This is a genomic window from Mycobacterium asiaticum (genome assembly GCF_001668675.1).
GTDB lineage: Bacteria > Actinomycetota > Actinomycetes > Mycobacteriales > Mycobacteriaceae > Mycobacterium > Mycobacterium asiaticum_D.
Window position 1 is genome coordinate 1 of the sequence record NZ_LZKQ01000276.1, and the last position, 13,189, is coordinate 13,189.

A 13,189-nucleotide genomic window follows, 5' to 3' on the forward strand; every position below is an offset into this window, starting at 1 on the left:
CCCCCCGGCCCCCCCCCCCCCCGGGGGGCCCCCCCCCCCGGTGTTGCCGCGCGCTGCTCGCCCCGGCGCCCGCCCCGGACACCGCCCGCCCCCCCCGGGGGGGGGGGGGACTTTCACGTCTTTTCGCCAGGTAAGCGGCGCCCCGCCGCGTGGCGGGCGGCCACGTAACCGAACACCATCGAACTCGCGATGCTCGCCCCGGCGCCCGGATAGGTTCGGCCCATGACCGTGGCGGTGGTATTGCCGGTCGCGTAGAGACCCTCGATCACCTGATCCTGCTCGTCGAGGACCTGCGCATACTCGTTGGTGATCACCCCACCGCACGTCCCGACGTCGGCCGGCAGCACCCGCGTCGCGTAGTACGGCGCCCGGTCCAGGGGGCCGAGCGCGGCGTTGGGCCGGTAACCGGGATCGCCCAGGCAGTCGTTGTAGGCCGACTGCCCGCGCCCGAAGTCGGGATCGAGGCCCTTGGCCGCGAACTTGTTGAACCGCTGCACGGTTCGCGTCAATTCGGCTGCGGGCAGGTCGATCTGGGCGGCGAGTTCGCCGAGGGACCCAGCGCGCTTGACGGCGCCACTTTCGATCAACGCCGGCGGCAGGTGCTGGCGGTTGAGCGGGTTGGTTCCGGCCACATAGCGGCGCACGTACCCGTCGTCGAAGATCATCCAGCACGGCACCGCCTTGTTGGCGTACATCGCCTTGCCAACCTCGACATAGGAGTTCGACTCGTTGCAGAACCGACGCCCGGTCGAGTCGACGTAGATGGCGCCGGGCCGCTGCCGCCCCGAACCCAGCGACGCGGCGGCCGCGCCCCCGTTGGCGATGAAAACCGAAGGCAACCACCAGGCTTCGTCAAGCAGATCGGTCTTGGCGCCCAGCCGCATCGCGGTCTGCAACACCTCGCCGGTGTCCCCGGCGTTGGCGATCGACCACTGGCCCTCATTGGGCTGGTCACCACTGTACTGGCGACGCATCTCGGCGTTGTGGCCAAAACCGCCGGCCGCCAACAGGACTCCCTTGCGGGCCTCTACCGTCATCGTCGCCCCGTCCCGGGTGACGCGGGCACCGACGACGCGACCATCCTCGACGATCAGGTCCGCCATGGCGGCATTGATCCACAGCGGAGGCCGGCCGTCACTCAGATCGATGAGCACCTTGAGCATCTGACCGATCAACGAGGCGCCATTGGTCAGCAGTTGCCGGCGGGCGATCCGCGCCGCCCTGGTGCGGGCGAACACCTTGGCCGCCACCGCGAACGCCCGCGGCGAGCGGTTGTAGTACTGGACCGAACGCAGCTCGTTGGTGAGCACGACGTACCCGTAGTTCTTGGCCAGCGCCGGCTGCACCTTGTCGTGCCATGCCCCGAGTTCGGCGGCATCGAACGGGATTCCCTCGACGGCACGACCGGATTCGTTGCCGCCCTTGTGGTTCGGATAGTAGTCGCTCCAGCCGGCGCAGCGGATCAGCCGAACCCCACGGCGCATCAGGAAGTTGATCATCTCGTAGCCTGCGGTGAGAAACATTTCCCGCCGCGCGGGGGAGGATGGCGCGCCCATGTCGCCGACCACATCGGCCAGGTAGGCAAGACCGTCCTCATGCGAGTCGGCGATGCCGTCGGCCCGCATCAGCGGATTGTTCGGCAGCCAGACGATCCCGCCGGAAAGCCCGGTCGAACCCCCGACCAGCGGCTGCTTCTCCACGATCAGCGGTTCCAGCCCGGCGTCCAGCGCCGCCAGGCCGGCCACCATGCCGCCCCCGCCACTACCGACGATCAGCAGATCGACCGAATGGTCCCAGTCCGTGCTCATCGCGCCACCCCCGGTGCGGTGAGGCCGAGGTCGGCGATGGGGACGTCGATGGTGGTGTTGGTTTTCTGGATCGCCGGCACCAGAACGTCATACGGCAGGTCGGCGAGGAACCCGTCGATGACGCGTTCGAAGTTGGAGATCAGCCCCTCGATCTGGCTGGACAGGCGCATGTACTCGAAACCCTTTGAATGCAAGCCCTTCTGCTGCTTGGGCAGATTGGAGAAGTCCTGGGCCGGGATCGGCGGCCAGCGCGGGTCGTCGGGGGCCATGGGTTCCGGTGGGGTGGGTTTGCCGGTGACCTGATCCGGCGGGATGCGAGTGAGCGACCAGATCTCGAACAGTGTTTCCTCGGGGCCCAGCGGCCGGATCCGGTATGACGACGCGCTGCTGTACTGCGGCAACAGGAAATAATGCGGGAAGCAGAACCCGATCGCGTCGACAATGCCGCGGCGCTGCAGTTCGTTGAGGTCGGGCATGTCGCAGCCCCTGGCCCGGTGCCAGCGCACCACCGCGTCATTCAGGGTGGCTTTCCACAGTGCCATTGCCTCGGCCGGGTCGGTGGGCAACTCCATGTTCTGCAGGCCTTCGGCGATGCGGATGTCGTTCTCGTGGGTCATCCCGGCCATGCCCTCGCCGAGCGTCCGCATGAAATACAGGCTGGTTTGGATCAGTCCCGGCGGCTGTCCGGTGGCCGGTTGCGCCGACGGCAGCAACTGCGGGTGGGTCTGGGGAACGTGATAGCCCTCCATGAACGCTGCCGTGGCAAGCTTCCAGTTCACCGGAAGCCGGCACGACTGCCACCACTCGGTCCGCAACGACTCGACCTTCCAGGCGTCGTAGATCGTCGCGAACGGTTCGAAGCAGTCCCGTAAACCCGGTGCGCTGTCGTCGAAATTGATCCACGCGCAGCCGCCCCAGAGTTCGCAGCGCACCGGAACCAGCGCCAGGTCCTGCGGATCCAGGTTCGACTCGTCGAACGCATCGCAACGCAGCACGAACGTGTTGCGGCCGTCGATGCCCCAGCACCAGCCGTGGAACGGGCACACGAAGGTGCGGCGAGACCCGTTGCCCTCCACCAGTTTCACGCCGCGGTGCCGGCAGGCGTTGTGATAGGCGCGCACGTTCTCGGCGTCCAGACGCACGACGATGACCGACTGGTCGAGGATCTCGTATTCGACGAAATCGCCCGGCTTGGGGATCTCCTCGAGACGGCACGCCATCTGCCATACCCGGGGCCAGAACTTCTCGTTCTCCAGCGCGTAGAACTCGGGGTCGTAGTAACGCTGCTTGGGGATGCGGTCAGCGGTCTGCACCGCCCACGGCACCGGGAGCGGTGTCCAGTTCACGTCGGTACGCATCGGGTTCACCTCGTTCGTTGGCTGTTCACAGGATCCGAGACATGCGTCCCTGCCAGTACTTTTCGCGGATTCGCCGTTTGTAGAGCTTGCCGTTCGGGTCCCGTGGCAGCTCGGGGTCGAAGTCGACGGTGCGCGGGCACTTGTAGGTCGCCAGGTGTGCCCGGCAGTAATCGATGAGCTCGGCTTCCAGGTCGCCGTCACCCACCACGCCGGCCACCGGTTGCACGACGGCCTTCACCTCTTCACCGAACTCGTCGTTCGGCACGCCGAAGACCGCCGCGTCAACCAGTTTGGGGTGCATGACCAAGAGGTTCTCCACCTCTTGCGGGTAGATGTTCACCCCGCCGGAGACGATCATGAACGTGGCACGGTCCGTCAGATACAGGTAACCGTCTTCGTCGACGCGGCCCACGTCACCCAGTGTGCGCCAACCGCGGTCGTTGTAGACCGCGGCGGTCTTGGCCGGATCCTTGAAGTACTCGAAGTCGGGACCGCCCTCGAAATAGAGCTCGCCGGATTCACCGACCGGCAACTCGTTGCCGTCCTCGCCGACCACGTGCACGGCGGTCATCGGGATGCCCACCGAACCCGGGTGCGCCAACCACTCCTGCGGCCCGATCGTGGTACCGGCGAAACCCTCGGTGCCGCCGTAGTATTCGTGAATTATCGGGCCGAACCAGCTCATCATCTTGTGCTTGACGGCGACGGGGCAGGGGGCGGCCGCGTGAATCACGCACTGCAGACTCGAAACGTCGTACCTGTCGCGCACGTGCTCGGGCAGCTTGAGCATGCGCACGAACATGGTCGGCACGAACTGGGCGTGCGTCACGCGATGCGTCTCGATGAGCCGCAGCACCGTCTCGGCGTCGAACCTGGGCATCAGGATCGCCGCGGCCCCAACCCGATTGACCGCCATGGTGTAGTTCACGCCGGCCGCGTGATACATCGGCGCGGGGGACAGGTACACGCTGGACGGGCTCATGCCGTACTTACGGGTCAGGGCCATCTCCAGAACCGCCTGCGCCCACGACCCGTTGCCGTCGCCGGGCAGGGGCCGTCGCACCGCCTTGGGCCTGCCGGTGGTGCCCGAGGAGTACAGCATCTCCGAACCGTCCGAGGGCGGCGGCGGCTCGCCCGCGGTGGCCAGCGCATCCTCGTACGCCCGCCAGCCCGGCCGGTCACCGCCGACCACGAGGTGAATGTCCACCCGCTGGTTGACATGTCGGACGTGGTCGGCCAGCTCCGGCATCGAACCGTCGACAACGACCGCGCGAGCGTCCGAATCGTCGATGACGTAGGCGACCTCGTCGGCGGTGAAGTGGGTGTTGACGGCGGTGTAGTACAGACCGGAAAGCTGACAGCCCCAGGTGATTTCGAAGAACTCGGGCCGGTTCGGCAGGATCAGCGCCACTCCGTCACCGCGGCGCAGCCCCGCATCGTGCAACGCCGCGGCGACCTGCCGGCTCCGATCATAGAGCCGTGCATACGAAATCGGGTCGCCGTCGACGATCAGGGCCGGTGACTCCGGCGCTGTTCTCGCGTGGTCGGCGATGTTCACGGACGAACCCCGGCAGGCCTAGGCGCCGGCGGCACCGTCGGTCGATGCGGCCGCCGCAGCCGCCTGGCGCCGGGCCTGTTCGGACGGTAATACCTTGTCCCGGAACACCGTCTGGATCAGCTCCTGGACGTCTTTGCTGATCGAGGCGAGGGCGACCAGGTCGTTGGAGCTCTGCCAGTGCACCCGCATGCCCATCAGCTCCCAGGCCCGCTTGAGGTTTGCCTTGGTGGCCAACAGGGTCGTCATGGGCGCCTGGGCGATATGGCGGGCGATCGCCTCGACGCGGGCGTCGAGCTGGTCACGCGGCACGACCTCGTTGACCAACCCGACTTCCAAAGCCTTCTTGGCGTCGATGACCTCGGCCAGGAACAGGTAGTAGGCGGCGCGCCGCCAGTTCATGAAAACCCATGGCTCGATCGAGCATTCGCCCGACGGCATACCGAATCCCTGCAGCGGCGGGTAGGAGAAGTAGGCATCCTCGGAGGCGATCACGATGTCGGTGGTGAGCCCGTAGTGCGTGCCGCCGCCGACGCAGTAACCGTGCACCTGCGCGATCGTCGGCTTGGAGAACTCCCACAGGTTCAGCACCGGCTTGACGAACAGATCCGTCTGCGGCTTCCACGGGGTACCCATCACCTTGGCGCCTTCGACGAACGCCGGGTAGTCGACCGCGTTGTTGCCGATAGCGTGTCCGGAACAGAACCCCTTGCCGTTGGCCTTGAGTACCAGCACCTTGATGTCGTAATCGCGGTCCGCGTCCAGCAGTGCCGCGTCGACCTCTTCGGACAGTTTCTGGTCCTGGGCGTTGGCCTTCTCCGGCCAGTTCAGCGTCACACGCGCTATGGGACCTTCCTTTTCGTAGATGATTCTTTCGCGGGTCTCGTTGAGATCCATGGCTCCGCCTTTCCGTTGAGAGGTGATGACGCCTGATCAGCACCATCAATTCGTAGATCCGCCGCTGCAGGGATGAATCTGACTGCGGCACAGCCCCATCGCCGTCATGCTCCCGACCAAGGCTTGACCTTGAGGAAGCCACCGGCGTCGACCCGCAGCTGTTGGCCGGTGACGTAGCGGGCGGCGTCGGAAGCCAGGAACAACACAGCCTGGCTGATGTCTTCGGGTTCCACATAGGGGACCGGCATCGCCTGCACCAACGGGAAGATCGGTTCGGCGTCCTCGCGGGTCGGATTCGGCAGGTCGGGCCGGAACGCGCGGTACATCGGCGCGCTGTGCAGCATGTCGGTGTTGACGTTCGTGGGATGCACGGCGTTCATCCGGATCGAGAACGGTGCCAGCGCGCGGGCGAAGTCGTTGACATAGTGCGACGCAGCGATTTTGGCGAACGCGTACCCGGCGCCCCCGGGCCCGCCGTCGATGCCGGTGGTGTTCATCGAGGACATGAACGCGGCGTTCGATCCGATGACGATCACCGACGCGCCCGCTTGCAGATGCTTGAGACTGCTGTGCACGAGATTGAGCACGCCGACCAGATCCACGTCGACGGCATCGGCGAACGCTTGCGGCGGCAGACCGGCGGTCAACGGGCAAATACCGGCGTTGGCCACGACGACGTCCAGGCGGCCGAACTCGGCGACGCCGTCATCGAGCGCGGCGGACAACGCGGCACGATCACGGACGTCGACGATCGCGGAGAAAACCCGCTGGCCCTCCTTCTCCACCAGGCGCACGGTCTCTTCCAGATCCTCGGGCCGCGCCAGCGGGTACTCGTTGGTCTCGATGTCCGCACACAGGTCCAGGGCGATGATGTCGGCGCCCTCGGCCGCCAGCAACCGGGCGTGCGATCGACCCTGCCCCCGCGCCGCCCCGCTGATCACCGCCACCTTGCCGGCTACCCGGCCCCCCGACCGAGTCACGCTGCGCCCCGCACCTTCAACGATCCGCGTTGTGCCATAAGGCTATTCGCGATCGGACCAATGGTCGGCTCCATAGCATCTCTTTCACGAGCAGCCGCGCCGGACGCCCCCGCGCATGGCTGCAGTCGCGCCATCAATATGGCCTACAGTAGCTAGAATATCTAAAATAGCAAGAAATGACGCGGGCGACCGGAAGGGCGGGCTATGACGGGGATGCTCAGCGGTGTTCGAGTGGTCGAGTTGGCGTCCTGGACATACGTTCCGTCGGCCGGAGTGGCCCTCGCGGATTGGGGCGCCGATGTCATCAAGGTCGAAGGTGTCACCTCCGGAGATCCCGCTCGGGCGTTGGTGGTCGGCGGTTTCACCCGTGACGCGGCGCGTGCCGACGCCGACTTCATTCTGGAGCTGAGTAACCGGGGTAAACGCAGCATCGCCATCGACATCAAGACCGATACCGGACGGGAGTTGTTCGGCCGCCTGCTGGCATCGGCGGACGTCTTTTTGACCAATTGGCTGCCCGGCGCTTTGCAGCGGGCCCAGCTGACCGTGGACGATCTGCGGTCGTTCAACCCGGACATCATCATCGCCCGGGGCACCGGCCTGGGCGTGCGCGGGCCCGACCGCGACCGCGGCGGCTTCGACGCCGCCACCTATCTGGCCCGCGGTGGAGTCGCCTACACGCTGACGCCGTTCGGCACCGAGCACCCAGCGGTTCAGGGGCCCGCTTTCGGTGACCTGCAGGGTGGCGCGACGTTGGCCGGCGGAGTATGTGCCGCGTTGTTCCACCGGGAACGGACCGGCAAGCCCAGCGTCGTCGACTCCTCCCTGCTGGCTCAGGCGATGTGGGCCATCGCGCCGTCGATCTCGGTTGCCGACCTGTTCGACATCGACGGAATCCCCGGCGCCCCACCTGGATTGACGATCAATCCTCTGGTGGCCAGGTACCAGACCAAGGACGACAGGTGGATTCAGCTCGTCTTCCTGCAACCCGACAAATTCTGGGCCGGTTTCTGCCGGCGCATGGGCCTGGGCGAGCTGGCCGACGACGAGCGCTTTGTGCCGTCGGCCAATCTGATCGCCAACGCCGCCGAAGCAACGGCCATCTTCACCAACGCCTTTGCGCGCCATGACCTCGCGCATTGGCGGGAGGTGCTGAAGGACGAGCCGGGAGTGTGGGGTGCCCTCGCGACCCCGAAGGAAACCCTGAACGACCCGCAGGTCGAACCCAACGGATACGTGATCACCAATGTCGATGACAAGGGCGAGCAATACCGAACCGTGGCCGCGCCGGTGCAATTCGACGAAACCTCGCCCGGCCCAACGCGTGCGCCCGAACACGGCCAGCACACCGAGGAGATCCTGCTTGAGCTCGGTGTCGACTGGGACGAGATCGCCGAGGCGAAAGACGTGCGCGCGATTCTGTGAACCGGCCGACGCAAATGCGCGGTTCACCGCCCTGACCGGGATACCCTTTGCCCGAAATTGATGCCGCTGGGCGGTGACTGCGCCAGCGGGTGGCGGGAGGCAAAGTGTCGTATCTCATCGCGGCGCCCGAGTTTCTGTCGGCGGCGGCCTCGGATCTGGCCAATCTCGGCTCGTCGCTGGGCGCGGCCAACGCAGCCGCCGCGGCCCCTACCACCGCGCTGATCGCGGCCGGCGCTGATGAGGTATCCGCTGCCATTGCAGCGCTGTTCGGTGGGCACGCGCAGGCCTACCAGTCGCTGAGCGTTCAGGTGGCGGCGTTTCATCGGCGATTCGTTCAAGCCCTCACCTCCGGCGCGGGCAGCTACGCGTTGGCTGAGGCCGCCAACGCAACTCCGCTGGCCGCGCAGTCGGTGGCAGAAGATTTCCTCGCGCTGATCAACGCGCCCACTCAAGTCCTGTTTGGGCGACCTCTGATCGGTGACGGCGCCAACGGCGGCGTGGGACAGAGCGGCGGCGACGGCGGGATCCTGTTCGGCAACGGCGGCAACGGCGGTCCGGGCGGTGCGAATCAGGGCGGTGGCAACGGCGGGAATGCCGGGCTGTTCGGCAACGGCGGAAACGGCGGGCAGGCGGGCAACGCGACGGTGCCCGGAGCCGGCCCCAACGGCGGTGCCGGGGGTAGCGGCGGGTTGCTGTGGGGCAATGGCGGTACCGGCGGCGGCGGTGGAAACGCCTTCGGCGTGCCCGCGGCCGGGCTGGTCGGTTTCTCCGGCGGCAACGGCGGAAACGGCGGCGGGGCCGGACTGCTGTACGGCTTCGGTGGCGCGGGTGGCGCGGGTGGCACCGGCGGGGCGGCGCCCGCGGGCGGCCCGACCATCCCGTCGGCCGGTGGCGTCGGGGGCTCCGGCGGTATCGGCGGCGGCAGCGCGGCGTTGTTCGGCTACGGCGGCGCCGGGGGCGCCGGCGGGACCGGCGGACTCAGCGATGCGGCCACACCCAGCGTGGGCGGCTACGGTGGCCAGGGCGCAGGCGGCGGGCAGAGCGGCCTGCTTTACGGCGCCCCGGGTGTCGGGGGAGCCGGCGGTGCCGGCGGGGCGGGTGTCGGCGGCGTCATGGACGGCAATCCAGGCGGCCACGGCGGGGCGGGTGGCAACGGCGGCCCGATCGGCCTGTTCGGCAACGGTGCCCGCGGCGGTGACGGCGGCATCGGCGGCAACGGTGCCGCGTTCGGTGCCATCGGCGGCAATGGCGGCCTCGGCGGACTCGGCGGCGACGGCGGACCCGGCGGTTTGCTCCTCGGCAACGGGGGCGCCGCGGGCAACGGCGCACTCGGCGGCAACGGCGGCGTCGGCCTGGCCACCGGCGACGCGGGATCCGGCGGTTTCGGCGGCACCGGCGGGCAGGCTTCGTTGTTCGGCGTGGGCGGTCAGGGCGGCAACGGCGGCGGCATTGGCGGCGGCACCACCGTGGCGGGGCTGCCGAGCCTGCAGCCGGTCGGCGGCATGGGCGGCACCGGCGGCCGCGGCGGGGTGCTGATCGGGCTGGGCGGCAACGGCGGCGACGGCGGGGCGACCAGTGCGGGCGGCGTGCTGTATGCCGGCGGCGGCAATGGAGGCAGCGGCGGCTGGGTATTCGGGTTCGGCGGCAACGGCGGCAACGGCGGCACCGGGGTAGGCAGTGTCGCCAACGGGGGTGCGGGCGGTAACTCGGCGGTCCTGTTCGGGTTCGGTGGTGCGGGAGGCACCGCGGGTGCCGGCGGCATCGGCACGGGCGGTAGTGGCGGTTCGGGCGGGCTGCTGTTGGGCAACGGCGGGGCCGGCGGCAACGGCGCCCCCGGCGGCGCGGGAGCCGGTGGCGCCGGCGGCAATGCGCAGCTGATCGGCAATGGTGGAAACGGCGGTGCCGGCACCGGTGGCGCACCCGGCGGCGCCGGCGGTTCGCGCGGATTGCTACTGGGCCAGAACGGGGCCGCCGGGCCCAGCTGAGCGCGAGGGAACAGGGCGATTTGCACAGTGTTCGGTGATCCGGACGGCGAACTGCACAGACTGATATGCATCCGCGTCGAATGCGCGGCAATCGCGGAATTGTTCAGTAAGGTGACGGCGTGAACGCCGGTCGCGAGTCGGGGCAGGTCAGGCTGGATCTGCCCGGCCGGCTGCAGCGTTACGAGCAGGCCTTCGCCGATCTCGACGCACCGTTCGCGTTCTTGGACCTCGACGCGCTGTGGAGCAACGCCACACAGCTGCTTGACCGGGCGGGTGACAAGCCGATCCGGGTCGCGTCGAAATCGTTGCGGTGCAGAGCGATCCAGCGGGAGATCCTCGATTCGAACCGTCGCTTCGACGGACTCATGACCTTCACCCTGGCCGAGACACTGTGGCTGGCCGGACACGGCTTCGACAATCTGCTGCTGGCCTACCCGCCGACCGACCGGGCCGCGCTACGCGAGCTGGGCGAGCTGACGGCCGAGAATCCCGACCGGGCACCGATCGTGATGGTGGACAGCGTCGAACATCTGGACCTGATCGAGAGCGCCACCCACCAGCCGGTCCGGCTGTGCCTCGACCTGGACGCCGGCTACTGGCCCGCCGGTGGCCGGCTGAAGATCGGGCCGAAGCGTTCGCCGCTGCACACGCCCGAACAGGCGCGCGCGCTCGCGGTCGAGATCGCCCGGCGCCCGGCTTTGAAGCTCGTCGCGCTCATGTCCTACGAGGGTCATATCGCCGGGTTCGGTGACCGGGTGGCCGGCAAGCATGCGCAGAACCTCATCGTCGGATGGATGCAGCGTCAGTCCATCGCCGAGTTGCGCGAACGTCGCGCCCGGGCGGTCGAACTGGTGCGTGAGGTGGCCGACCTGCAGATCGTCAACGCCGGCGGCACCGGCGATCTGCAGCTGGTCGCCCAGGAACCGGCGATGACCGAGGCGACCGCCGGTTCGGGGTTCTATGCGCCGACGCTGTTCGACACCTACTCATCGTTCACCTTGCAGCCCGCGGCGATTTTCGCGCTGCCGGTGTCGCGTCGGCCCGATGCGCAGACGGTGACCGCCCTCGGTGGTGGTTATCTGGCCAGCGGTGTAGGCGCCAAAGACCGGATGCCGACGCCCTATCTGCCGACCGGTCTGAAGCTCAACCCGATGGAGGGCACCGGCGAGGTGCAGACCCCATTGACCGGCGCCGCCGCCGCGCGGCTGAAGATCGGCGACAAGGTCTACTTCCGTCACACCAAGGCCGGCGAGCTGTGTGAGCGGTTCGACTGCCTGCATTTGGTGCGGGGCTCGGCGATCGTCGGCACCGTGCCCACGTATCGGGGTGAGGGGCGCACCTTCCTGTGATTGCAACGAACGAAAGCTGATGCGATGAGCGATAACTGGAGCAACTGGGCCGGTGACCAAATCTGCGCGCCGTCGGCGATCAAGCGGCCGACGTCGGAGGCCGAACTGGTCGAGATAGTTGCCGGCGCCGCGCAGCGGGGCGAACGGGTGCGCGCGGTCGGCACCGGGCACTCGTTCACCGACTGCGCCTGCACCGACGGCGTGATGATCGATATGACGGGCTTGCAGCGGGTCATCGACGTCGACCGGGCCAACGGACTGGCGACCGTCGAAGGTGGGGCCAAGCTGCACTCGCTGTTCGCCGAGCTGGCTCGGCACGGCTTCGGCATCGAGAACCAGGGCGATATCGACAAGCAGTCGATCACCGGGGCCACCGCGACCGCCACGCACGGCACCGGCGCGCGCTTCAAAAACGTCTCGGCGCAGATTGTTTCGGCGCGACTGGTCACCGCCGCCGGCGACGTGGTGACCGTGTCCGAGGACTCGGACAAGGACGAATACCTGGCCGCCCGGGTCTCCCTCGGTGCGCTGGGGGTGATCTCCCAGGTCACCTTCAAGGTGGTGCCGCTGTTCACCCTGCACCGCACCGACGAGCGACGTCCGTTGATCACCACGCTCGAGCGTCTTGACGCCGACGTGGACGCGAACGACCATTTCGAGTTCTTCGTGTTCCCCTACGGCGACACGGCTTTGGCGCGCACGACCCGTCGCAGCAACGAGGAGCCCCGCCCCGCGCCGGCGTGGAAGAAGCGGCTGGGGGAGGAAGTCGAAAACACCGGCCTGAACATCATCTGCCGCACCGGCCGGCGATTCCCCGGCGCGGCACCGCAACTGAACCGCCTGATGACCAGCCTGATGTCGCCGTCAACCGTGCAGGATCACGGGTGGAAGGTGTATGCCAGCGCCCGCAACGTCAAGTTCACCGAGATGGAGTACGCGATCCCGCGCCAGCACGCGCGCGAGGCGGTACAACGGATCATCGACCTGGTGCGGCGCCGCAAGCTGCCGATCATGTACCCGCTCGAGGTGCGCTTCAGCGCTCCCGATGACGCGTTCCTGTCAACGGCGCACGCCCGCGACACCTGCTACATCGCGGTGCACCAGTTCATCGGTATGGAATACGAGAACTACTTCCGCGCCGTGGAAGAGATCATGAACGAATATGCGGGACGACCGCATTGGGGCAAACGCCACTACCTGACCGCGACCACCCTCAAGGACCGTTATCCGGAATGGGGGCGATTCACCGCGGTGCGCGACCGCCTCGACCCCAACCGGGTATTCCTCAACGACTACACCCGGCGCGTGCTGGGAGACTGATCCGCAAAGTCCGGCAGCACGTTTCGTCCGGTCTCAACACCCTTACAGGTCCATATCGATACGGACCGCTCTCTGGCGCGGAGCCTCGAAGCCACAAATCATGGCACGGTGCGCACGATGCGGCGCACCCCCAGCGAGATGTCTTCACCCGCAAGATGTTTGTTCCGCTGGCGGGCGTATCGGTAGGGGGTAAGAAAGGCATGACCGCAAGCTGGGTCCCTACCCAGATATCCGGCGACCCCAACTCGGGTCGCATTCTCGACACTGCCCGGGGCATCCTGATCGGCCTGCGCCGATGCCGTTCGGCCACCGCATTCGACGAATTGCACGGCGCTGCACAACGTCACCGGGTTCCGGTGTATGCGATGGCCTGGGCGCTGGTTCATCTGGCCGGTTCGGGGGAGGAGACCCCCAGTTTCATCGAGGCACAGTCCGCGGCGCGTCACGAGTGGGGCGAACTGCTCACGGACTCCGCCGTTTGAGTCGCTGAAACCATCGTCGGCCGCGGCAGA

At 67.7% G+C, this 13,189-nt stretch carries 10 protein-coding genes; 5 read left to right on the forward strand and 5 right to left on the reverse strand.

All coding sequences use genetic code 11. The annotated features are described in order from the left end of the window. Positions 1-113: 113 nt before the first annotated feature. The 5 genes from A9X01_RS23035 to A9X01_RS23055 all read right to left on the reverse strand — a co-directional run bounded on the left by A9X01_RS23035 (position 114) and on the right by A9X01_RS23055 (position 6,565). Positions 114-1,808, reverse strand: a complete 1,695-nt coding sequence (locus tag A9X01_RS23035; RefSeq protein ID WP_065122947.1) for an FAD-binding protein — start codon at positions 1,806-1,808, stop codon at positions 114-116. After that, positions 1,805-3,166, reverse strand: coding sequence for an aromatic ring-hydroxylating oxygenase subunit alpha (locus A9X01_RS23040; RefSeq protein WP_065122969.1), 1,362 nt, complete (start codon positions 3,164-3,166; stop codon positions 1,805-1,807). The genes A9X01_RS23035 and A9X01_RS23040 overlap by 4 nt, the downstream gene beginning before the upstream one ends. A gap of 25 nt (positions 3,167-3,191) precedes the next feature. Continuing rightward, complete coding sequence (locus A9X01_RS23045; protein ID WP_065122948.1) at positions 3,192-4,724, reverse strand: acyl-CoA synthetase; 1,533 nt, start codon at positions 4,722-4,724, stop codon at positions 3,192-3,194. An 18-nt stretch (positions 4,725-4,742) separates the two neighbouring features. Next, on the reverse strand, positions 4,743-5,618 hold the full coding sequence (locus A9X01_RS23050) for an enoyl-CoA hydratase-related protein (RefSeq protein WP_065122949.1): 876 nt from the start codon (positions 5,616-5,618) through the stop codon (positions 4,743-4,745). 104 nt (positions 5,619-5,722) lie between these two features. Beyond that, a complete protein-coding gene (locus A9X01_RS23055) occupies positions 5,723-6,565 on the reverse strand; it encodes a mycofactocin-coupled SDR family oxidoreductase (protein WP_065122970.1) in 843 nt (280 codons plus the stop codon). Positions 6,566-6,802: 237 nt separating this feature from the next. Between A9X01_RS23055 and A9X01_RS23060 the strand changes: the two genes are divergently transcribed. The 5 genes from A9X01_RS23060 to A9X01_RS23080 all read left to right on the forward strand — a co-directional run bounded on the left by A9X01_RS23060 (position 6,803) and on the right by A9X01_RS23080 (position 13,159). Beyond that, the gene (locus A9X01_RS23060) at positions 6,803-8,023 is read left to right on the forward strand and encodes a CaiB/BaiF CoA transferase family protein (protein ID WP_065122950.1); all 1,221 of its coding nucleotides are present in this window, start codon (positions 6,803-6,805) and stop codon (positions 8,021-8,023) included. A 104-nt stretch (positions 8,024-8,127) separates the two neighbouring features. Further along, positions 8,128-10,008 carry a PE family protein gene (locus A9X01_RS23065; RefSeq protein WP_065122971.1) on the forward strand — a complete coding sequence of 627 codons (1,881 nt, stop codon included), beginning with the start codon at positions 8,128-8,130 and terminating at the stop codon, positions 10,006-10,008. A 119-nt stretch (positions 10,009-10,127) separates the two neighbouring features. After that, positions 10,128-11,357 (forward strand): amino acid deaminase/aldolase, encoded by a 1,230-nt coding sequence (locus A9X01_RS23070; protein WP_065122951.1) that lies wholly within the window; start codon positions 10,128-10,130, stop codon positions 11,355-11,357. A 24-nt stretch (positions 11,358-11,381) separates the two neighbouring features. Then, positions 11,382-12,677 carry a D-arabinono-1,4-lactone oxidase gene (locus tag A9X01_RS23075; protein WP_065122952.1) on the forward strand — a complete coding sequence of 432 codons (1,296 nt, stop codon included), beginning with the start codon at positions 11,382-11,384 and terminating at the stop codon, positions 12,675-12,677. A gap of 200 nt (positions 12,678-12,877) precedes the next feature. Further along, on the forward strand, positions 12,878-13,159 hold the full coding sequence (locus tag A9X01_RS23080) for an ANTAR domain-containing protein (protein WP_065122953.1): 282 nt from the start codon (positions 12,878-12,880) through the stop codon (positions 13,157-13,159). Positions 13,160-13,189: the final 30 nt, after the last annotated feature.